The organism is Yoonia sp. BS5-3 (assembly GCF_038069655.2).
GTDB lineage: Bacteria > Pseudomonadota > Alphaproteobacteria > Rhodobacterales > Rhodobacteraceae > Yoonia > Yoonia phaeophyticola.
Genome location: NZ_CP150951.2, coordinates 2,834,269 through 2,856,218, shown reverse-complemented (window position 1 = coordinate 2,856,218; position 21,950 = coordinate 2,834,269). Strand labels below are relative to the sequence as shown.

The following is a 21,950-nucleotide window of genomic DNA, read 5'->3' as shown; positions in this document are numbered from 1 at the left end:
GAACCATCACCCGTTGCGTAGAAGGGTAATACTTGGACCGACGTGCCAATGAAAACTGCACCTGCATCATCGCAAAAGTTGCGACAGAGACCTTAGAGCGACGCCAAATCCGCTTCTGCAAGAACACGGCTAGACTTCACTTCGGTTGTCAATTTGGCTTTCACCACCAGCGTGTTGACGCGATTTTTTTCCGTTTCATGAGTGGATTTCTGAAGCAATGTAATCTTCGGTACCGTGTAGTTTTCCTTGTCTTTAAGTATGGCAGCAACTTCGTTTCTGACAGACTTTGCGAGATGTTTTAGATTTTTAGATTCCAGGACGAAAATTGTCTCCTCCAAGTGCTGAACGATGCTAAGCTTTTCTGGATGCAATTCATAATTGACTTGAAAAATAGTGTCTTTCAAGTCGTGGTCTTCCAATGGCTTAAATACTTTTGTCAGCTCATCCACCAGATTCTGTTTTTCCGTAGAACCGTCTTGATCGTTTAGAATATCCCGCAACGATTGAGGAAGAACTGAAGCGACAGCCGCCATTTTGTCTTTTGATTTTGCACCATCCAAATAGCTGGTAATCTTGGCGCTTGTAAGAACCGTCCGGCTGTCTTCACCAACCTTCTTGTAGCTTCTACTTTTCTTATCAACTGATGTCCAAAAGGACTTTTCCGCAAAGTCTTTGGAAGAGTCACCATAACCTGCATGAATATCGCCCGGATTGTAGCGTCCATTGCCGTCGTTGTTTTGGACCCGTTCATCCAACTCGCGCTGGGCCCCACTCCCGGTCATAACACCCCAATTTATCGCCGAAAATATCGTAGGCACGGCATAATAGAACTCGCGATAACCAAAAAACCGATGCTTAACTTCCCGTGTATAAGATACATCATACATCTGGGAATTCTCGGCGGTTTCTTTGCTCCAGCCACCGGTTCTCTCATAACCTGCCTGCAGCTCGATGCCAGCATCTACTATATTTCTGGCAGCGGTTCTAGTGCCGTTCGGATTCCCATCCCCCGCCACTGCGGGCGTTCCCGCGCCAAACATTCCCATCAGCGCTGCTTTGCCCTGCACATCATTCTTTCTGCGACGAACCTTTGCGATGTTTGTTGCCGGCTCAAGAACGGAAGCCGCAGGACGCGTTCCCTCAATCAACGCTGTCAAAAGTTTCGCTGCGTTCTGCCGACCTGCGTCGTCCGCCGCGAATTGCAACTCGATCCCATTGGTAACCTCGCGCGCGCCTGACGCCGTGATACGCGCACCAACGCGGGCATAGGCAACCTGACTTTTTTCAAAGAACTCGCCTGCAGCGTCACCCAGTTCTGAGACAACGGGCAGCAGTTCAAGGTCGCCCGTGAACTTAACTTTCCCGCCAAAACTCGCCTGGATTTTATAGGATCCGTCATCGTCGACCTTAATCCTGAACCGATCTATGCCCGATATATCGAGCCGACCACGCAGCCGAAAAAAACTGGCTGGGTCTAAGGGAAACTTCCAACTGTCCAGTCCGACCCCGACCCCGGACATCAAGTCATACTCCTCACCGGGCGTTAACCTTCCGAAGAGTTCGGTGAAATCATCACGCATCTGCTCGGTAAGGTCGCGCCTTTTTGTCCACCAACGCGACAGGTCACGACTCGCTTTGTAGAATGAATATCCTTCGGCCTCCGCTGGCCCCTCCAACAGCTCTTTGAAGCTATATTTCTCCATATCAGTTTTCATGTCGCCTAAAACATCGCTGTCGACAGGCAGCGCAAGCGCATGCTCAAACTCTGGCCTGAAATCTTCTGTTACATCTAGGCCCCAGGATTGTAGCAATTCCTCTATTTCATGACGTTTCTCATATACGACGAAGCGCGGCTCAAAATTACCGTCTCGCAATTCTGTTTCCCAATTCTCGGGAAGTTTATCAATAATTGCGGCGTAAATCATGCGGTTTACGGCATTAAAAAGTGATGGAGCAGATCTAGCTCTATCCTTGAGGATCGTTACCTGACTGGCAAGGTTGCGATCTATTCTCTTGTCAATGTCATCTAGCCTCTTCGAAAGAACAATTCTGTCTGCGGCCTTACCCATGCTTTTCAACTCTGCAAGAGAAGGACGTGGATATGACAATGCGCGTCGCTTCGTCCAATGTGGACGAAGCATAGTACCGACATCTAGTCCTGCCAGTTCTGCCGTCAGCCTATTGTATTCATCCATTCTGCCGGCTTCGTGTGCCTCCAAAGCTTTTTGCACTCTTTCCGCATTTCCTCTGACATACTTATTCTTCCACTTCACAGATTCCCAGTTTAGCTCGCCTGGGTCCGGTACAGAATTGGTATTTGAAATTTCGTCTAAAACTCTTTTTCGTTGCCTTAGAAACTCAATACCGTCCACGCCCTTGGCGTCAAACGTGGCTTTGCTTGCATCCAAATTCGCCCCGAATGGTGTCAAAATGAACTGGCCAGGGGAGTCTGGATCTGCCTGTTTTTTATACCCTGATATTACTTCTCCGACCTTGCCGAAGGCTTGTTGCTTTGCGAGGGTCACGTCATTCGGGTCAGGCCCGTGCCCAAGCTCCCGATAATAAACATCGGCGGCGTCAGCCGCGGCCTCATCCTGGATACGTGCAAGAAGCCCCATTGTTTTTTGGTTTAGGTCTTTCTTGGCCTGATACTGGATCGCCGTAGTTTTCAACACACGTCTTGAACTATTTACAAGTCTTCCCTGCATCGCTTGAAGATCTTTCACACTGACCACGCCAGCGTTCGCAAAACCCACCAGTTTGGCAGCGGGGTCGTCACTGTCCGCATTATATCCCAGTTCAGCAATCTGCTTTTGCGTGATACCAGAAATCTGTATGATTTTTTGAAATGTTAGTGTTGTCGGGTCTTGCAATTTTGGCGAATGCGTTACGCCAACGCCACGTTCTGCCTGCTCAGCATCCTTCATTGTAATGAGGTATCGCGCAACAAGAAGGGATCCGTTCTTGCTTCCCCTGGTCAGGCTTTTGATCTTGGCGATCGCTTTCGGATGTGCAGGATCGTAGTGTTTTGCTGTACGAAAGCCAAAAGCCGCTTTATCGTATCCGTTTATCGCGACGTCCAATGCGTCTTGAATCTTGCTGAACTTGTCCCACTTGACCGCGCCAACAAGTGCTTCTTGCGCAATTTCACAAGTATCGCGTTTTCGTGCAGCGTCAAAAGCTTGATCAATTTTCTGCTGCATTGCGGTCTTTTGATCCCCGTCCAGATTCTCCAAAATCTCATGATAGGAAAGCGCCGCAATTGCTTCATCATCTGATGCAGTTTGACTATTTAATTTTGCTTTTCCGAGGTTAATTATCTCTGGCGGGATCTCATCCATTCCTTGGATCTCGCGTCTTGCCACATCATTGGCGTAACGTTCGTGGCGCAGATGGGACAATACAGAACGTGTTCCCGGGAAGCTTTCTTTCATCGTCAACGCTGCATCATTTTGCGGCGTGTCACCCAACATGATGGTATCAAGTAAGGTATTGGCGGCCTCTATTCTAACCTTCGGTTCTGCGCCGGTGGCGCTGACGGGGTTGGTGTTTTCTATGGCATGGACAAGCGCATTTGTGACATGCGGCTTGTCTTGCGGTTTGTCGGAAAACAATTTGCGAATTTGGATGATCTTCCCGACAAAGCTATCGAAACTTTGTTTGACCTCCGGATCTTGAGCTGCTGCTTTTGCGCATGTGGGCAGTCGCAGGCTAACTGCAAACTGGACCAAAGACGTGTAGTCATCGTCCTGACCAAGCTCTGAGATGTCGTTGGTCGCTTCTAGATGTTGCAGACCAGCTTCGATTTTGTGCAACAAAGATCCGCGGGCCTTCAACTGCGCCTTCAAGATGTCACCGGACGGAAGATCGTCATTTATGTTCGAATAGCCGTCCAAAAATTTATTGATTTGATCCCGTATTTCTTCGACGTTGGCTTCCTGTGTTCTGGCCCCTGCCCCCTGATTTGGGACATGCGCGCGAAATTGGGGCAAATTCCGTAGCTGATTTTGCTTGGCAATCAGCGGCTCAGCCGGGCGCTGCCCGTGGCGCACGGTGAGTTTTTTCCAATTCGGCCCAATCCGCTTAGGACGAAAAACACCCGGCTTTCCGGGAAATCGAGAAGGCGTAGGGCGTTCGCCTTTAAGATGGGAAGGCCACATTTTGGTCTTTGTGGTCATTGCAGGGCGTGCTGGAAGTCTCATCTATGTTCCTGTCGGGTCGAGCGTGGTTGACGAAGATCACTTATGAGACTCGACCCTAGGCTGTGGGACTGGCCCTGCTGTATCAAACAACACAGCTGCGCATAGGGGTCGTCCGCTAAAGCGGACTCTGGCCTCGGGATTTTAGAGCGGTCGCGCAGGTCTGCTAGACATCTTGTGATTGGAGGGACCGATTACATTATCTTAGGATGCTCAGCCCAGCAGTTTCCTGTGCTTCATGCGTAGCGTCATTTATCGACGCGTACGATCAGCTGTTCGCCCAGTTTTCCTTCACAAAAGGCCGTGCAGGCCTCTGTGAACAATTGAACTAGTCCTCGTTTCGGTCCTGGTGCAAACCCCAATGACAGGGTGACGCCGCTTGTCCTGCCGGAGATCGGAAGGCACCGTATGCTGGGCCCGGCATAGGTCGCCATGTCTGCCGGTTTCATGTTCAACAACGAAATTCCAATTCCTGAAGCGACAAGTGATCGTACCATCTCAGTTGAGTTAGCGGTCGCAACGATGCGCAGATCATGACCGTCTTGATCAAGAACATCGTAATAATATTCGCGTGCTGCGGGCCGGTCCAATAAGATCAGGGGTTCGGTCACGATCTGTGAGACATGAACGGTTTCGTTCTGCGCAAGTGGATGATCTGCCGGGCACAAACAATAGGTCGGCGCAAAAAGCAGCGGCTGCGTTTCGATCTGAGGATTAGGCAGGTCTTCAACAAACAAGATCATATCAAACTTGCCGTCCAATAGTCCCTTTTTGACGGCATCGTTGTCGCCTTCGGTAAATGTAAACGTCACGTCCTGTTGAGAAGAGACGATCTGCGCCGCCAACGTCGGCAAGAAGGCGGGGGCGATCGGCGCGTTGTATCCGATTGCCAAGTTGCCCGAGAGGCCCGATTGCAGATCCGATACATCTGTTAGCAATGTATCGTACCGTTCCAATAAATCATCAATACGCCGCCCAACGTCCCGGCCCGCTGCCGTTGGGAATATCCCCTTCGCGCGCGCACGGGTGACGAGTGCCACTCCAAAGGCCTTCTCAGCTTGATCCAACGCGGCGGCAATAGCCGATGGTGTTACATTCACGGTTTCCGCAGCGCCTGTAATACTACCGTGCTGCAACGCAGCCTGGACGTAGCGCATGGCGCGGAGGGACAGAGCCATTTAGAAACCTCGCTTTTTCCGAGGTATTATATCAATAAAAACAGTTTTTCAAAGAAAAGCACATTTGGCATTGTGTGTTTGACCAATATTCGGAGCGCCAGCCATGAAATCCAGAACCAAAGTTGTCGTCATCGGCGGGGGTATCGCAGGTTGTTCGACCCTTTATCACCTTACGCAAGAAGGATGGGCCGATGTCGTCTTAGTCGAACGTGATGAATTGACCTCAGGGACCACCTGGCATTCGGCGGCGCAGGTGACCAACTTTGGCATGACCCAGACGATGGTTGGCCTGAAGTCCCACTCTATCGCGCTTTACAAAAAACTGCGTGACGATCCCGAGTATCCGGTCGGGTATCATCATGGTGATGGGGGCATCCGCCTGGCGAACACCGAAGCGCAAATGCAGGGTTATCGCCATTTCGCATCCATGGCGCGCGGTATGGGGGTCGAATACGAGGTTATTGATGCTGCCGAATGCGCGCGTCGTCATCCGCTGATTTCCACGGACAACCTGCTTGGCGGGTTATGGGATGGGCAGGACGGTGACATCGATCCCGCCCAACTCTGTCAGGCGCTGGCCTTTCACGCTCGCAAAGCAGGGGCAGAGGTGTATCGCAACACACCTGTTACGGGGCTTACACAGCACAAGGACGATACGTGGACCGTCCATACCGAAAACGGCGATATTGACTGTGACATCGTGGTCAACGCGGGCGGATACCGCGTGAATGAGATCGGCGCAATGATGGGGGTCCAGCATCCGGTTGCGTCGATGGAGCATCAGTATTTCGTCACCGAAGACATCCCTGCCATTGCCGAGGCGGGGCACCGGATGCCCCTTTTGCGTTGCCCGATTTCCGATTACTACAGCCGTCAGGAAAAAGGTGGGCTTCTCGTCGGGTTCTATGAACAGGATTGCCGGACATGGGGCATGGACGGGATCAGCCCGAGCTTTTCCAACGATCTTTGCCCTGACGATCTTGACCGTGTCATGGATGTGCTTGAAGGCGCATTTGCGCGGATGCCTGCGCTGGAACAGGCCGGCATCAAAAGCATCGTGAACGGCCCCATCACCTACACCATCGACGGGGCACCCTTGGTCGGCCCGATCCCGGGCAAACGCAACGCCTTTTGCATCATCGGGCTGCGCGCAGGGCTGGGCGAAGGCGGCGGCCACGGATGGCTTTTGGCGCAACAAATCGTGCATGGCGAAGCCTGTTACGACACCTGGGTCATCGACCCGCGCAGGTTCACAGGGCATGCGACCGTGGAATTGACGGCGCTGAAGGCGATCGAGGATTACCAGAACGAATTCCGCTTCCATTTCCCGCATGAGCATCGCCCCGCCGGGCGCAATGCAAAAACGACACCGCTGACCCCGATTTTGGCCGCAGAGGGCGCTGAATTTACAGTGGTGAATGGATGGGAACGTGTTGATTACATCAAGCCTTCCCCCGATTTTCATCCCTCACTCAGTTTCAACTTTGATGAAACCTTCGATCTTATCGCTGCGGAAGTAGCGAATGTGGCAACGAATGTCGGGCTGGCCGAGGTCAATGGGTTTAACCGGATCGAAATCACCGGGACGGATCGCCATGCATTTTTGGATCGCATGATGTGCGGCACTGTTACGAAACGGGACGGACGCGTGGGGCTTGGGTATCTGCTGAACGATCATGGGTGCGTCAAAGGCGAGGCAACCGTGGCCAACCTGCCCGCCTCGGATCGCGGTCCGGCGCGGGTGTGGTACGGATCTGCTGCGGCGTCAGAATATCACGACATGGATTGGCTGACCTCACATCTGAATCCAGATGAAGACGTACAACTACGCAGCTTGACCAACGACCACACGATCCTCGTTTTGGCCGGGCCGAAATCGCGGGACGTCTTATCTGAATGCGCGCGCGGAGATTGGTCAGCCAAAGCCTTCCCATGGTTATCGGTCCGGGAATGCACCATCGGTTTCGCACCTGCCATCGTGATGGGTGTCAGTTTTTCCGGTGAATTGGCCTATGAAATTCATGTCCCCAATGCCTCTCTTTACGCAGCCTATTCGGCGCTGCGCGAGGCGGGCGAGGCACATGGACTGAAGCTCTTTGGGGCGCGTGCGGTTGACTCCATGCGTATGGAAAAAGGCTTCCTACACTGGAAAGCGGATCTGATCACCGAGTTCGACCCCTACGAGACGGGCCTTTCCAGATTTGTGAAGATTGATAAAGGGGATTTCATCGGCAAGGACGCACTTCTCAAACGGCACGCCGCAGGGCCGCAGCGCCAGTTGGTGACATTAAAGATTGAAACGGCCCATGCACCGGCACATCCCGGTGCGTCGTTGATGCGAGATGACCAAGTCGTCGGAACAATCACATCCGGTGACTACGGGCACCGGGTCGGGATGAACCTCGCTTACGCCTTTGTGCGACCCGACGTTGCAGATGCGGGTTCCACGCTGCAGCTTGATCTGTGTGGTGAGCTCGTCAAAGCCCAAGTGATTGACCCGTCCCCATATGATGCCGGTTTTGACCTGATGCGGAGCTGACAAACGGCTGCGAAAATCATGAAGAAGGCAACAATGGGTACGCTTGCCCGCTCTATGAAGAAGACTTGATGCAACAGCGTATGCCATGTCTGGTTAATGGCCAAATTTCTTCATTGCTGTGTCAAAACAGAGGCGAAAAGTTGAAACGGACTGATCAGACTATCCTTTTGGTAGTTAATTGCAGTTTCACACTGTTTTCCCCACCCGTGCCCGTCGATAACCGTCTTACGGTAAATGTTTTCAAAGGTAATCCGTCAGATGTTTGACAAAGTAAGCGGTACGATCTGTTCGATCATGTTTTCGGTTTTCGCGATTGTTTCCCCGTCCATTGTGAGCGCAAATATCGGTGTTCCAATCCTGGAAACTCAAGGGGCAACAATCGCAGCCGATCACGTCCAACTCATCGCTCATGACGGTTCTGCAACTGTTACAGGACGGTTCTTGGGCTATGAGGATCACGTTTATCAAATCGAAACGGAACTGGGCGTGCTGCGGATCGCAGAAAAGTGGGTACGGTGTGAAGGAATGATGTGTCCGCAAATCGAAGCGCTCAACGCATCTCCTGAGAAGATCAAGGTCAACTAATAAATGGCTTTAACCTTCTGAATTTCCAAGACATTCGACAACTTCAAACAGCAGTATAGGCCCGTTTCCAAATCGATACCGGTCGTTTTTTCCGCTTGGCGACACGAAAAAAACGATGAATGACCGTGAAATGGTCGTGGTTCATTAACCTCTTGTTAAACTCAATTAAGTTAACAACCTAAGCGTTAACCCAATCTTCACCACTCACCCCGAGCCCGTGGTGTGTTGAGATCATGCCCCGGGCTGAGACAGATGCTTTGTCTGGGTCAACTGGCCGAAATTTGGCTGCGGGTGGTGTCGGCATTTCAGTTGAGGAAAGAGGATGAACTGTAAAAGTATGATTTTAGCGCTGCTTTTTGGCGCAGCTAATACACTGGCAATGTCAGCAGCTTATGCGGAAAACGCACCAGTGTAAGCAGTAACTGACAATGCGGAGCAACGGATCAATTTCTCCGGCAAACTACGTATGTTGTCCCAACGCATCCCGTCTGCTGCGTGTCATTTGACCCAGGATGTAGACCCTACAGCGGCATCTGCTTTGCTTTCAGCCTCGATAGCCGAATTTGAGAAAATCCTGACAGCGTTGGAACGCGGCGATCCGGATTTGAATATTCAAGCTCCTGAAACAAACCGTCATACTTTAGAGGCAATAGCAACGTTACGCGCGCGATGGGAACCGTTGCAGTTGGCCGCTGAAGCGGTTGCAAGCGGCACAGCAAGCGCAAATGATCAAGCCTATGTGCTGAATGAAAACTTGCAGGTTCTAGAGGCAGCCCAGCTTTTGGTCGAACAGCTCGTCCGACAATATTCAAATCCTAATGCAATGACGTTTTCATCTTTGTTGCTGATCGATATTTCCGGCCGGCAACGCATGTTGACACAGAGGATGTCAAAGGAATCCTGCATGATTGAAAGCGGTAACGAAACTGCTGAATTGCGGGAAGATCTGCAAGGAACGATGCAGATATTTGAAAATTCACTCAACGCGTTGCGTGACGGCATGGAGGACGTTGGTATTCAGCCTCCCCCAAATGACCAGATCGCATCCGGCCTTGTTCAGGTTGCTGCAGATTGGGAAAGTGTTAAACCTCATCTGGCAGAGATATTGGCTGGCGGCGTACTTGACGATGAAGCTGACGTGTCGAAGTTTCAGGGGCTAAACGCAACAATGGCCAATATGAATACTGTCGTTGGTATGTATGCAGAAGCCGCACAACGCTTGGTGCCCTTGCTCTAAAGACAGTTGAGCCATCACTTGTAAGAAATCGTTTGCGGACAGTACTTCTTTCGCACTGAACCAAGGGACTGTCCGCGATGGCAAGCGCAAAAAACAAAGTGAACGCAAAAGTCGCCAAAACAGCTAAACCAAATTTGCTTTCTTTTTCAGAGCCAGGAGGAAAAGCGACACTCAAAAATCTTCCCACAACAGGTGCGCATAAGGAAAGTGGGATAGTGAGCCAAAGCGGCAAACCAATTCTATGACAAGCAATGAACGCGGCATAAAAATAGACGCCGATCGTTGTTTGCTACAGAATGTCACGTCGAGCGTGATTTACAAACACTTGCATTGTCAGAGTAGATGCTAAGATGATTGCTGCGCAACGCCGTCTCAGCTGCTTGTTATGAGCTACCTGATCCTAGATATAATCCAATTGGTCGAACGGCGCACAAAACAATGGCAGCGCAAAAAGAGCGAAGCAAACAGCAGGAAGGAGTTCGCTGCGGATGAGTGCTCTACGCGAAGCAGTTGTATCTGACACAATACGATACAAATCTTGAAATACGAAAGCACTAGCACAGGGTGTTAGAGCAAATACAGCTCATCGACCAGTGGGGTCCTGCGGTTTCAAAACTTATTGAGCATCACGCAGTGTCTTGCAAACTAGAGATTGGCGTTTGGGGATTGAAGGACCAAGGAGTGAATGTCTGCAATGCGGGCTGCTACCGCAGCATCTTGTCTGACTTGTGAATGGCAGGAATGGGCCGATTGCGCCCAATTTTTGATCCCGTATTGGAGTGACGCCATGATACGCCCCGTGTTCTAAGCCGGCAAGACCCTCCGATAGGGTAGTTGGCACCGCTTACGACACATAGCCGCTCGGCGATGGGTCATTCGGCACTGTAGCCGAAATTTACGAAATCATCAGCGTATTTTTCCCGCAGGAAGGACAGGTTTTTTTCCGACAAACCCTGCCAGTCGCTCTTGCTCGCAGGGCGTTTAGCACTCTGGTTTAGGTGCTTCAAATGGAGCTCTGTCCTGATATGGGCGCCCAGCTTTACGATGTCCTGTTCAAGCGTTTCGAATCTGCCGAGAAAACACTCCTGCTGAACGCCCTCAATAAAGGTGCTCTGCGTTAGGAGGCTTCTGATTCTTTCCAGATAGGGCGCTGTGCCATCCCGCACCACCGCCGCCCATGCGTTGATGTCTGCGGGAACCTCCGGGTATGTATTGGCATGTTTGGCCAGTAGGTACCTGTGCAGGCTGATGAACCTTGATACGGGATGGCGCACAAATGCGACCGGGCGCAGTGAATAGGCAACGGACTGAGGCAGGCCGGTTCTGCCTTCAAAGCGGTTAATGAACTGCTGGTAGGTTTCGTGCTTAGTATCCTGAGCCCCAGCCAGGTGTTTTCGGAATGCAGGCAGACCAAGTTTTGCGCACACCCGGTGCACGCGCTGATGCATGTCGGGGGCATCTGTCGAAAGGGCCGCCGCAATGGAGCTGCCTCCCGTCTTGGGAATATGTACGAAAACGAAACGTCTCTGGAAATTGACTATCATTTTAAAAAAGTAATCCCAGCGTGTTTGCGGGGCAACTCGTCAGAGCGGCCCGCGACTACAAATTTTTCCGAACACGATCGCATCATCATCGGCTTTGGTTCAGTTTCTAGCAAAAAAGGAAGACTTTATTGAGGCACCGAAAGCCTTCACACGTCGCGGGTCGGCGTGAACCAGCCAATTTCCGACGCAGAAAGGCGCGACACCGACGGCAGGCTAACGACCGGGACCGGAGAGGTGTCAAACGCCAGCGTGCGAGTTGGTTGAGGTTGTTGCCCAGCCGCGATCTCGCTCAAGTATTGGAGTTTAACCTTACAAAATGGGAGTTTCTCGGACATCCGGATAACATTCCTGCTGAATGGAAACCGACAAACACTGTACGGGATCTGTACGGATAGTCTTGGAAATCAGCGGCCTGAAGCCAGCATACCAATGCATCAACTTGCAACGAGCTGCTAAGCTTAATTCGTAACGTATTGTTTTATAATAAAAAAATTGGCGCACCCGAGAGGATTCGAACCTCTGGCCTCTGCCTTCGGAGGGCAGCGCTCTATCCAGCTGAGCTACGGGTGCGTCATTGCGTCTATAGCGCCCGCTGTCCGGCCTCGCAACGCCAAAGTCATGCTATTTATCCTAGGCGAATAGATCGCGACAAAGCTCAAGCGCATCAACAAGCACGTCAACCTCTTGCGCAGTGTTATACATGCCGAATGAGGCCCGGCAGGTCGCGCCCACGCCCATATGCTCCATCAACGGCATCGCGCAATGCGTGCCCGCCCGCACGGCAACACCCTTTTTGTCCAGCACCGTGGAAATATCATGCGCATGGGCGGCCCCGTCGAGGGTAAAGGAAAAGATCGCCCCCTTCCCCGCCGACTGCCCCTGTACATTCAGCCAGTTCAGCCCATCAAGGCGGTTGCGCGCATAGTCACGCAGGTTTTGTTCATGGGCGGCAATCTCGGCCATGCCCACATCCATCATGTAATGCAGCGCAGCGCCAAGCCCGATCGTCTGGACGATGCCCGGTGTGCCGGCTTCAAACATCATCGGCGGATCATTCCAGGTCACCGTATCGCGGGTCACATCGCGGATCATGTCACCGCCGCCCATAAAGGGGCGCATCTCGGCCATCCGGTCTTTGGCCACATAGATGGCGCCAGACCCTGACGGCCCGTACAGCTTATGGCCCGTGATCGCATAGAAATCGCAGCCAATATCCTGCACATCAACAGGCATATGCACCGCGCTTTGCGATCCGTCGACCAGAACCGGCACCCCTTTGGCATGCGCCCCTGCCGTAATCGCTTTGACGTCGACAACAGTGCCCAGCACATTGGACATATGGGTGACGGCGACCAGTTTGGTCTTAGGGCCAATAGCATCAATCACCTGCTGGGGATCCAGATCGCCATTGGCGTCCACATCCACCCATTTGATCACCACCCCCTGCCGTTCACGCAAAAAGTGCCAGGGGACGATATTGGCGTGATGTTCCATGATGGACAAAACAATTTCGTCACCCGCCTCCAACCGGGGCATGGCCCAGCTATAGGCGACCATATTGATCCCCTCGGTCGTGCCGGAATTGATGATGATCTCGTCCTCAGACGCGGCATTGAGAAAACGGGCCACTGTGCCGCGCACGGCCTCATATTTTTCGGTCGCAAGATTGCTAAGATAATGCAGGCCGCGATGCACATTGGCATATTCTTCGGCATAGCCGCGCGTGACCGCATCAATCACGACCTGCGGCTTTTGGGCTGAGGCACCATTATCCAAATAAACCAGCGGCTTATCATTCACCTGACGGGCCAGAATGGGAAAATCAGCGCGGATCGCATTGATATCAAAGCTCATGTCATCTCTCCCAAGGGCGGCACCACACCCAGAAAAGTCATCACAATACCTGTGCCCAACATCGCGCCCAGAAAGGCACCGATGATCAGGACAATCGCTTTACCCAAATGGGCAAAGCCGTGCAGGACATTGACGAAGTTCAGCAAGACCCAAATGGTCGCTCCCAGGATCATCGTCCCAAACAGCGCCGCAACGCCAGGCGCGATAAACAACAGCCCCAGTTGGATCAGTTTAAGCGTCAGATTAATCGCCTGAAACCAGATGATCATCATCAAGGCGCCATCCAAGGTGCCAGTTCCCCCCATCAATCGGCCCAGATGGGTCAGCGTTAGCACCACCAGCACCAAGAAGGCGCTCATGATCACTGCATAGGCGAAAGGCGTCAGCGTGATGACCTGCTGGTCAAAAACAATCGGCACCGGTGCGATCATTTGCACCACGCTATAGGGCAGCACGTTTAAAATCGCGACAAGGGCCAAGCCTGTCCATAACACATGGCGAGGGTATCGCAGCGCCAGCATCTGGGCTGCGACCTCGGCCGGGGCGATCAGGCTTGTCCAGACGGCCCGCATCCAGCTTTGTAGGTTCAGGGTCATGATTGGCTTTCTGCCTCACGCAGGCACTGGATCCAAATCGTCAGAAACACCAACAGCCAGATACCGCCGACGATGCTGGCTTGGGTGCCGGGGCCGATGAAACCGCGCACCAAACCATGCAGCAGCAAAAGCGGGGTCGTGGCCAGCAAGGTCCAGAAGAACGCAAGCCGGGCACGATACCATGTCCCCTGCCCGCCCAAGGCCTTGGCGACCAGACGGGACAAAGCCGCAACGCCGTAAGCCAAGAGCGGCAGAATGATCACCGTCGCATAGAAGGAATAGGTCATCATTCCTTCAAAATTGATATCATTGGGCCAGGGCGAGGTTTCAAACCCTTCTGAGATGCGCCGCAGACGCGGCCATTGCGCCACGAAAACCAAAAAGCAGGCGATCATCAGATAGACAATCGCGCGGTCCTCACGCGTGCCCTGCGCCAGCAGGTCACGCATGACAGCACGCGGGCGGCGCCAAGTCCGCACGATATCGGACGTGACCGGCATCAGCTATGCCGGGCCAGCCAGCTTTCCAGCCGGTCCTGCAGGGCCTCTGCCAAAGTCTCATCCGCGATTTCTTCCAAGGCTTCGGCAAGGAAGGACAAAGTCAGCAGATTGCGGGCTTCGCGTGCGGGCACCCCGCGCGAGCGCAGATAAAACAATGCCGTTTCGTCAATCGCCCCCGATGTTGAACCATGCGAACAGGCCACGTCATCGGCGTAGATCTCAAGCTCGGGCTTGGCCAGGAACTGGCTGTCATCATCCAACAGCAACGACTGGCTGATCTGATAGCCATCGGTCTTCTGGGCGCCTTCCTTGACCAGGATTTTACCCTGAAACACACCTGTCGCCCCATTGCGCAGGACCTTTTTGAAAACCTGACGGCTTTCGCAATTGACCGCGTCATGGGTGATGAAGACCGTATCATCGTGATGGAAATCCTTGCCATCACCAACGCAGGCACCCGCCACATGGGCCACTGCATCATCACCTACAATATCCAGCACGCATTCATTGCGGGTCAAAACGCCATTGAAAGTGAGGGTGAAGGATTTGAACGTCGCTTCTGCGCCAACGCGGGCAAAGCAATGGGTCACAGCGCGGCGCTCATGATCGCGGCCTTGGACACGGACGTGATGGAAGGCGGCATTATCGGCGACATCCACCTCAAGCGATTTTGAAAAACGCGCGGCAGCCGGGCCTGTTTCCAACAGCGTGACTTCAGCGCCGGTTTCCACCTTCACAATATTATGCAGCATCGCGTCCGAACGGGTATCTTGATGCAGATAAACCAGATTGATCGGCTTGCTGGCCTTCGCCGTCGCACGGATGACCACGCCATCGGTTGCAAGGGCGGTGTTCAGGGCGGCCAAGGGACGCTCAACCGGGACCTGTCCACGGGCCTCAAGGACACCATAGACATCCTTAGCCCAATGAATATCCGCAGCCATCGCATCAGAAAGTCGCTCTATTTCAACGCCTTCCGCTTGCAAATCATCCGAAGCCTCTGCGTCAAACACACCGTCAACAAAGACGATCTTGACGCAATCAGTAGCATCAAACAAAGCGCCTTCATCTGTTTCAAACAGCGCGGCCTCAGCAGGGTCAACAGCGGTCAGCGAGGCCGGATCGGTATATTTCCAATATTCATCGCGCTTGGTGGGCAGACCCATTTGGCGGACTCGGGCCAAGGCTTTGGCCCGCGCCTCATTCGACCAGGCGGCGGCTTCAGGAACGGAAACCCCTGCCAGCCGCGCCTCGGTCAAGTCCATTTTCATCTGTGCAACAGCCATCAGGCAACCTCTGCCAGGATATCGGCATAACCGTTGTTCTCAACTTCAAGCGCCAGCTCAGGGCCACCTGATTTCACGATCCGACCATCGGCCATGATATGCACGATATCAGGTTTGATATGGTCCAGCAGACGCTGATAGTGGGTGATCACCAGGAACGACCGGCCTTCCGAACGCAGCGCATTCACGCCTTCTGACACCAATTTCATGGCATCAACATCCAACCCGGAATCGGTTTCGTCCAGGATGCACATCTTAGGTTCCAGCATCGCCATCTGCAGGATTTCGTTGCGCTTTTTCTCACCGCCAGAAAAGCCGACATTCACTGGACGCTTCAGCATATCCGCATCGATTTTCAGGCTTTTGGCTTTGGCACGGACCTCTTTGAGGAAATCCGCTGCGCTCAGCTCTTCTTCACCGCGGGCCTTGCGCTGCGCATTCACTGCAGTGCGCAAAAAGGTCATGTTACCGACACCGGGGATCTCAACCGGATACTGAAACGCCAAAAACAGCCCGGCTGCAGCACGCTCTTCCGGTTCCATATCCAGCAGATCTTCGCCCTCCAACGCAGCAGTGCCGCCGGTGACCTCATAGCCTTCGCGGCCGGACAGGACATAAGACAGTGTCGACTTGCCCGACCCGTTCGGCCCCATGATCGCATGGACAGTGCCCGGCGCGATGGACAGATCAACACCTTTGAGAATCTGCTTGTCTTCTTCTTCAAGTTTGACCTGTAGGTCTTTGATTTCCAACATGGTATTCTCCTCAATTCTTCTATGACGGATGAACGGCAAAAGACCCCTTGCGCACCATGTCGCAAGAGGCTTTCACGTTCAGATATGTAAGGGGCAGATATGTAAGGGGGCTTAGAAGCCGTAGATAGTTGCGCCCACGACGACCGAAGGCGGCTGCGTAGCTTCCTGTACGTAGTTTGCGTAATCCGGCGTGTAAATGTAGGCCATTTGATCCGGCCAGCGCCAGAACAGATTGTGCCCGACGACAAACATCAAAGCGATCCCGATGACCTGCGATATGCGCGGCCCCAAAGTGGTCCGCTGCATCAAGGCCGTCAGCAGCAGCAACACCCAGGCCGTTGCGATCACATCGATGGCCAGAGACGTCGTGCTGCTTTCGATCAGACCGAAATAACGCACGCGGATCAACTGCCCGACAGCCAGACAAAACGCGCCGATAATGACCGACACCAGAAACGGGCCGATCACGTTCTCGTCGTTTGCCTGTTTGGGCTTTTTGATCTTTGAACGCGGCACTTTCTTGGGAATATGCATCCCCAAATCGGGATCGTAATAAGAGTTGTTGCGCGGATTGCTGATACTCTTCACGCGCTTTTTGAAGTCGTTGATGTCTTGCTTGGCAGGCATGCGTCGATTGTCCGTCTGTCGTCCGTCCCTGGGAACATCCCAAAGAACTGCGGCAAAAACGGGGCCGCGTCATGTCCGGAACACGACGAAACCGAAGTGGCGAATTCATGCTCATGGCACTATCCCTGACAATCCCAAACAGATGTCACCCAACCGACCCTTCCAGCGAAATCGCCACCAGCGCCTGCGCCTCCATGGCGAACTCCATCGGCAGAGCCTGCAAAACTTCCTTGCAGAACCCGTTCACAACCAAGGCCACGGCCTCTTCCTCATCCATTCCGCGCGAGCGGCAATAGAACAGTTGATCGTCATCGACCTTCGATGTGGTCGCCTCATGCTCCACCCGGGACGAGTTATTTTTGACCTCGATATAAGGCACCGTATGCGCACCGCATTTATCGCCGATCAGCAAGCTATCGCACTGGGTATAGTTGCGGCTTTCCTTGGCCTTTGGATGCATCGACACCAACCCGCGATAGGTATTCTGCGCCTTGCCCGCGCTGATCCCCTTCGACACGATCCGCGATTTCGTGTTCTTGCCCAAATGCACCATCTTCGTGCCGGTATCGGCCTGCTGCATATTGTTGGCGATGGCGATGGAATAGAACTCGCCCTGACTGTCATCGCCCCGCAGAATGCATGACGGATACTTCCAGGTCACGGCTGAACCTGTTTCAACTTGCGTCCACATCACCTTGGACCGCGCGCCACGGCAATCGGCTCGCTTGGTCACAAAGTTATAGATGCCGCCATTGCCCTCCTCATCGCCCGGATACCAGTTCTGGACGGTCGAGTATTTCACCTCAGCGTCTTCCTCGACGATGATCTCAACAACTGCGGCATGCAGCTGGGCCGTGTCACGCTTGGGCGCAGTACAGCCTTCAAGATAAGACACGTAGGACCCCTTATCAGCAATGATCAACGTCCGCTCAAACTGGCCGGTATTCTCGGCATTGATGCGGAAATAGGTGGACAGCTCCATCGGGCAACGCACACCGGGGGGTACGTACACAAACGAACCATCCGAGAAGACCGCACTGTTTAAAGTGGCATAGAAATTATCCGACGGCGGCACCACAGTGCCCAGATACTTCTTCACCAACTCCGGATGCTTCTCAATCGCCTCCGAAATGGAACAGAAGATGACACCGGCTTTCTCCAGTTCCTTCTGGAAGGTCGTACCAACCGAGACGGAATCAAACACAGCATCCACAGCCACCTTGCGGCCTTCTGCCGGGGCCTCTTCAGCCCCCTCTACACCGGCAAGGATCATCTGCTCTTTCAGCGGAATGCCCAGCTTTTCGTAGGTGGCAAGCAGCTTAGGATCGACCTCATCCAACGACTTCGGCTTCTCTTCCATGCTCTTGGGACGGGCATAGTAATAGATGTCCTGAAAATCGATGGCCGGGTAGTCGACCATGGCCCAAGTGGGCTCTTCGATCTTCTCCCAACGCTCGAACGCAGCCAGACGCCACTCGGTCATCCATTCGGGCTCATTGTTCTTGCCGGAAATCAGGCGGACAATATCAGGGTTCACGCCCTTAGGGGCGTAATCCATCTCAATCTCGGTTTCCCACCCGTATTTATACGTCCCCGACAGCTCTTTGACGGCATCCACCGTCTCCTGATCAACGCCTTCTTTGACTTCCACCGTATCCATCGCGTTCATCTCACCCTCACTCATGCAGCCCGTCGCCGCGTGTATTTATCCGTCCAGGCCTGCACAAAGCGCATGACCTCATCTTCCGTTGTCTCAATGCCCAGCGAAACGCGCAACGCGCAGGCCGCCAGATCATCATCAAGGCCCAGGGCACGCATCACGCGGCTCACTTTGACCTTCCCGCTGGAACAGGCCGAGCCCGCAGACACAGCAAATCCCGCCAAATCCATCGCCATCACCTGCGTTTCGCCCTTCCATCCGGGTGTGACGAAACAGCTGGTATTGGGCAGCCGATCATTTCCTTCTCCTAGAAAAATAGTGCGGCTTTCGACGGTCTCAATGGCCTTTTCTAGAATATTTCTAAGTTCTGCAACCCGGTCCCACTTGCCCGCCGCCAAATCATCCTGTGCGGCGGCGGCGGCAGCCCCCATTCCAGCAATCGCCACAACGTTCTCAGTGCCCGACCTGCGGCCCATCTCCTGCCCGCCACCCTTGATTTGTGCTGCAATATCAGTGCCTTGCGGAAAGATCAGCGCGCCCACACCCTTGGGGCCACCAAATTTATGGGCCGACAGAAACACCATGCGCACGCCCGACCAGGAAAAAGAAAACGGGACCCGGCCAAAGCCTTGGGTGATATCCGACACCGCGAGCCCCTCGGGCAATTTCTGCACAATCCCCGTCTCGGAATTGGCCAGCTGCACCGCCGAAGCCCCCGGCTCCGCCACCTGCACCGCGCCAGCCTCAACCGGCAAAGACGGATCAATCCAGGCATGCACGGCATCATGCTCAATGGGCGCCGCCTTCAAATCCCGCCCCGCCAAAGCCAAGGCAGCAGATTCGGTCGCCCCCGACGTAAACACAACATCCGCACCCGAAGCCCCAACAGCCTCCGCGACCTGCGCACGCGCCTTCTCAACCAACGCTTTCGCCGCGCGACCTTCGGCATGCACGGACGAAGGATTGCCGACAACATCCATCGCCGCCAGCATCGCCGCCCGGGCCTCCTCCCGCAAAGGGGCCGTGGCATTATGATCCAGATAGGTTCTCATCACATTTCTTATTTCTGGCAAATACTCCGGGGTCCGGGGCTGGCCCCGGCAAAACATGTGATGCGGCGCAGCCGCACCGCTGAATCACTCTTCATCCACCAACTCAAACAAGGCAGGAACAGCCGGGCACGGGGCCAGCTCATTGCCGACCACATCCGACAACCGGGCCTGATGCAAAAACACATAGACATGGGCGCTCAGGCCCTCCCACAAGCGGTTGGTCATCGACTGAGCACGGCTGCCCGAAGCAGCACCAGAGGCCCCCGCACCCTTGTGCATGGCCGAGACCGTCTCATCCACAGCGCCCAGAATCTCGGACACGCGAATATCCGAAGCCGGACGCGCCAGCTTGTACCCGCCACCGGGCCCACGCACGGAATCGACCAATCCGGCCCGGCGTAGCTTGACAAACAGCTGCTCCAGATAGGGCAACGACACGTCCTGACGCTTCGAAATCTCGGTCAACGTAATCAGCTTGTCACCGTCCTGCAGCGCCAAATCGGCCAGCGCCACCATCGCATAGCGCCCTTTTGTGCTTAATTTCATCGCGATAGGTCCTCCACACCGTCGCAAGTCCATTGACGCCGCACGGCTGCATCATTACTTCACCGAGAACATCTTGATTTGGACTTTCCCAAATTTAGAATTCTTCTAAAGTGCCCGAGCATTTTCGTCAACGATGTACTTGGGCCGCAGCAGTGACGGAACAGTAATGCCCGAAGTCATCTTCCCCGGACCAGAAGGACGCCTCGAAGGGCGTTATCACCCGCAAAAAGACCGTGACGCACCGATCGCGATCGTGCTGCACCCGCATCCGCAATTCGGCGGGACGATGAATAACCGGGTCGTCTACAATTTACATTACGCGTTCTACAACATGGGCTTCACCGTTTTGCGGTTTAACTTCCGGGGTGTCGGACGCAGCCAGGGCGAATATGATCAGGGCGTGGGTGAACTCTCTGATGCGGCATCGGCGCTCGATTACCTGCAGTCGATGAACAACAATGCCAAACACTGCTGGGTGGCGGGGTTTTCATTCGGGGCCTGGATCGGCATGCAGCTGTTGATGCGGCGGCCTGAAATCACCGGGTTCATCTCCGTTTCACCACCTGCGAACATGTACGACTTCAGCTTCCTGGCACCCTGCCCGTCCTCGGGGCTGATCATCAACGGAACCAATGACCGGGTCGCGCCGCCTCAAGACACGGTCAACCTGGTCAGCAAATTGCATGAACAGAAGGGGATCACGATCACCCATGACTGCATGGAAGGGGCTGGTCACTTCTTTGAAGATCCGCATATGGACCCGATGATCGACACGGTCAAAACCTATGTACGGCGCCGCCTGACAGAAAACACGAGATAAGCATGGCCCAATCCTACGTTGACAAAGTCGCCGATGAACTGGCCGATCTGGCGCTGGCTGATCAGGAAGCCACGGGCGATATTGGTGTTGTGGATATGATTGGTGACGTGCTTGGGGCGTCCTCGCAAACCTTGCAGGAAACTTATCTGACAGCCGTCCGGGTGCGGCGGGCCGAGGCGCGCGCGCGCGCTATTCTGGCCGAACGGGCCGGAAACGCAAAAGTCCCACTCGCCGAGCTTATCGAGGACGACGATGAAACCCTGGACGAAGCTCTGGCCGATGTGGAAGAGGCGCAAACCGCAGATGATGACACGCCGCCCGCGGCCGAAACGCCCGCCCTTCCGGCCGCAAACGCGCCCAAGCGCATCACCCGGTAAATGACGGGCCGGATCGATGCGCAGCTGGCCTTCCTGACCGAGGCTGACAAGCTGAAATCGGTCCTGCGGGCGACAACGCTTTGCAATAGCTCGCGCCATGAAAACGCGGGTGAACATAGCTGGCATATCGCGCTTTACGCGATGGTCATGGCCGAACACGCCACGCAGCCGATCAATATCGACCGGGTCATCAAAATGCTGCTGATCCATGATATTGTCGAGATTGACGCAGGCGACACCCCGATCCACGGCGATCATGACCCGGTCAAGATAGCCGCCATCGAACAGGCCGCCGCCACCCGTCTTTTCGGGCTATTGCCCCCCGATCAGGCGCAAAGCTTTCGGGCGCTTTGGGATGAATTCGAAGCCGCCGAAACCGATGATGCGGTCTTTGCCAAATCCATCGACCGGGTACAGCCGGTGATCGCCAATCTGGAAACAGGCGGGCGCAGCTGGGTGGATTACAATGTGACGCGCGATCAGGTCGAAGCCCGGGTCGGCACAAAGGTCGCCCGCGGCGCCCCCGCCCTTTGGGAGGCCCTGAAATCCCGGATCGACACGTGGTTCGCGGCACATATGGCAGGCAAATGAGCGG

Annotated in this window: 19 protein-coding genes, 1 tRNA gene and 1 pseudogene; 8 read left to right on the top strand and 13 right to left on the bottom strand. The window is 54.2% G+C overall.

All coding sequences use genetic code 11. From position 1 onward, the window contains the following. Window positions 1–92: 92 nt before the first annotated feature. Both AABB29_RS14515 and AABB29_RS14510 read right to left on the bottom strand, forming a co-directional pair. The gene (locus tag AABB29_RS14515; RefSeq protein WP_373636593.1) at window positions 93–4,202 is read right to left on the bottom strand and encodes a hypothetical protein; all 4,110 of its coding nucleotides are present in this window, start codon (window positions 4,200–4,202) and stop codon (window positions 93–95) included. Between the two features lie 245 nt (window positions 4,203–4,447). Beyond that, on the bottom strand, window positions 4,448–5,377 hold the full coding sequence (locus tag AABB29_RS14510) for a LysR family transcriptional regulator (RefSeq protein ID WP_373636592.1): 930 nt from the start codon (window positions 5,375–5,377) through the stop codon (window positions 4,448–4,450). A gap of 103 nt (window positions 5,378–5,480) precedes the next feature. Here AABB29_RS14510 and AABB29_RS14505 point away from each other — a divergent pair, with 103 nt between their 5' ends. The 5 genes and pseudogenes from AABB29_RS14505 to AABB29_RS14485 all read left to right on the top strand — a co-directional run bounded on the left by AABB29_RS14505 (window position 5,481) and on the right by AABB29_RS14485 (window position 9,983). Further along, entirely contained in the window at window positions 5,481–7,916 is a 2,436-nt protein-coding gene (locus AABB29_RS14505; protein ID WP_373636591.1) for an FAD-dependent oxidoreductase, read from the top strand. Between the two features lie 258 nt (window positions 7,917–8,174). Then, window positions 8,175–8,501: a hypothetical protein gene (locus AABB29_RS14500; protein WP_341366235.1), complete on the top strand. Its 327-nt coding sequence runs from the start codon at window positions 8,175–8,177 to the stop codon at window positions 8,499–8,501. Window positions 8,502–8,937: 436 nt separating this feature from the next. Next, window positions 8,938–9,222, top strand: a pseudogene (locus AABB29_RS14495) (type IV pili methyl-accepting chemotaxis transducer N-terminal domain-containing protein); the annotation flags it as partial. A gap of 102 nt (window positions 9,223–9,324) precedes the next feature. Beyond that, a complete protein-coding gene (locus tag AABB29_RS14490; RefSeq protein WP_341369082.1) occupies window positions 9,325–9,738 on the top strand; it encodes a type IV pili methyl-accepting chemotaxis transducer N-terminal domain-containing protein in 414 nt (137 codons plus the stop codon). Between the two features lie 77 nt (window positions 9,739–9,815). Continuing rightward, window positions 9,816–9,983 (top strand): hypothetical protein, encoded by a 168-nt coding sequence (locus tag AABB29_RS14485; RefSeq protein ID WP_341366236.1) that lies wholly within the window; start codon window positions 9,816–9,818, stop codon window positions 9,981–9,983. 627 nt (window positions 9,984–10,610) lie between these two features. On the opposite strand, the gene AABB29_RS14480 is transcribed toward AABB29_RS14485, so the two are convergent. From AABB29_RS14480 to AABB29_RS14430, 11 genes are all read right to left on the bottom strand, one after another. Next, window positions 10,611–11,282, bottom strand: a complete 672-nt coding sequence (locus AABB29_RS14480) for a sulfotransferase family 2 domain-containing protein (RefSeq protein WP_373636590.1) — start codon at window positions 11,280–11,282, stop codon at window positions 10,611–10,613. A gap of 493 nt (window positions 11,283–11,775) precedes the next feature. After that, a tRNA-Arg gene (locus AABB29_RS14475) sits at window positions 11,776–11,852 on the bottom strand. A 60-nt stretch (window positions 11,853–11,912) separates the two neighbouring features. Then, the gene (locus tag AABB29_RS14470) at window positions 11,913–13,136 is read right to left on the bottom strand and encodes a cysteine desulfurase (protein ID WP_341366238.1); all 1,224 of its coding nucleotides are present in this window, start codon (window positions 13,134–13,136) and stop codon (window positions 11,913–11,915) included. Continuing rightward, window positions 13,133–13,732: a YIP1 family protein gene (locus tag AABB29_RS14465; RefSeq protein WP_341366239.1), complete on the bottom strand. Its 600-nt coding sequence runs from the start codon at window positions 13,730–13,732 to the stop codon at window positions 13,133–13,135. Before AABB29_RS14465 ends, AABB29_RS14470 begins: the two co-directional genes overlap by 4 nt. After that, the gene (locus AABB29_RS14460; RefSeq protein ID WP_341366240.1) at window positions 13,729–14,232 is read right to left on the bottom strand and encodes a hypothetical protein; all 504 of its coding nucleotides are present in this window, start codon (window positions 14,230–14,232) and stop codon (window positions 13,729–13,731) included. Before AABB29_RS14460 ends, AABB29_RS14465 begins: the two co-directional genes overlap by 4 nt. After that, window positions 14,232–15,518 carry a SufD family Fe-S cluster assembly protein gene (locus AABB29_RS14455; protein WP_341366241.1) on the bottom strand — a complete coding sequence of 429 codons (1,287 nt, stop codon included), beginning with the start codon at window positions 15,516–15,518 and terminating at the stop codon, window positions 14,232–14,234. Before AABB29_RS14455 ends, AABB29_RS14460 begins: the two co-directional genes overlap by 1 nt. Beyond that, complete coding sequence (gene sufC, locus AABB29_RS14450; protein WP_341366242.1) at window positions 15,518–16,273, bottom strand: Fe-S cluster assembly ATPase SufC; 756 nt, start codon at window positions 16,271–16,273, stop codon at window positions 15,518–15,520. Before sufC ends, AABB29_RS14455 begins: the two co-directional genes overlap by 1 nt. Before the next feature lie 111 nt (window positions 16,274–16,384). Continuing rightward, window positions 16,385–16,900 carry a hypothetical protein gene (locus tag AABB29_RS14445; RefSeq protein WP_341366243.1) on the bottom strand — a complete coding sequence of 172 codons (516 nt, stop codon included), beginning with the start codon at window positions 16,898–16,900 and terminating at the stop codon, window positions 16,385–16,387. A 145-nt stretch (window positions 16,901–17,045) separates the two neighbouring features. After that, window positions 17,046–18,569: a Fe-S cluster assembly protein SufB gene (sufB, locus tag AABB29_RS14440; RefSeq protein WP_341369083.1), complete on the bottom strand. Its 1,524-nt coding sequence runs from the start codon at window positions 18,567–18,569 to the stop codon at window positions 17,046–17,048. An 11-nt stretch (window positions 18,570–18,580) separates the two neighbouring features. Further along, window positions 18,581–19,612: an aminotransferase class V-fold PLP-dependent enzyme gene (locus tag AABB29_RS14435; protein ID WP_341366244.1), complete on the bottom strand. Its 1,032-nt coding sequence runs from the start codon at window positions 19,610–19,612 to the stop codon at window positions 18,581–18,583. A gap of 84 nt (window positions 19,613–19,696) precedes the next feature. Then, window positions 19,697–20,158: an Rrf2 family transcriptional regulator gene (locus tag AABB29_RS14430; protein ID WP_341366245.1), complete on the bottom strand. Its 462-nt coding sequence runs from the start codon at window positions 20,156–20,158 to the stop codon at window positions 19,697–19,699. 166 nt (window positions 20,159–20,324) lie between these two features. Between AABB29_RS14430 and AABB29_RS14425 the strand changes: the two genes are divergently transcribed. From AABB29_RS14425 to AABB29_RS14415, 3 genes are read left to right on the top strand one after another with little or no spacing between them, the layout of a single operon-like run. Then, entirely contained in the window at window positions 20,325–20,978 is a 654-nt protein-coding gene (locus AABB29_RS14425) for an alpha/beta hydrolase (RefSeq protein WP_341366246.1), read from the top strand. 2 nt (window positions 20,979–20,980) lie between these two features. Further along, complete coding sequence (locus AABB29_RS14420; protein ID WP_341366247.1) at window positions 20,981–21,355, top strand: hypothetical protein; 375 nt, start codon at window positions 20,981–20,983, stop codon at window positions 21,353–21,355. Next, window positions 21,356–21,946 (top strand): HD domain-containing protein, encoded by a 591-nt coding sequence (locus AABB29_RS14415; protein WP_341366248.1) that lies wholly within the window; start codon window positions 21,356–21,358, stop codon window positions 21,944–21,946. The last annotated feature ends 4 nt before the right edge of the window (window positions 21,947–21,950 follow it).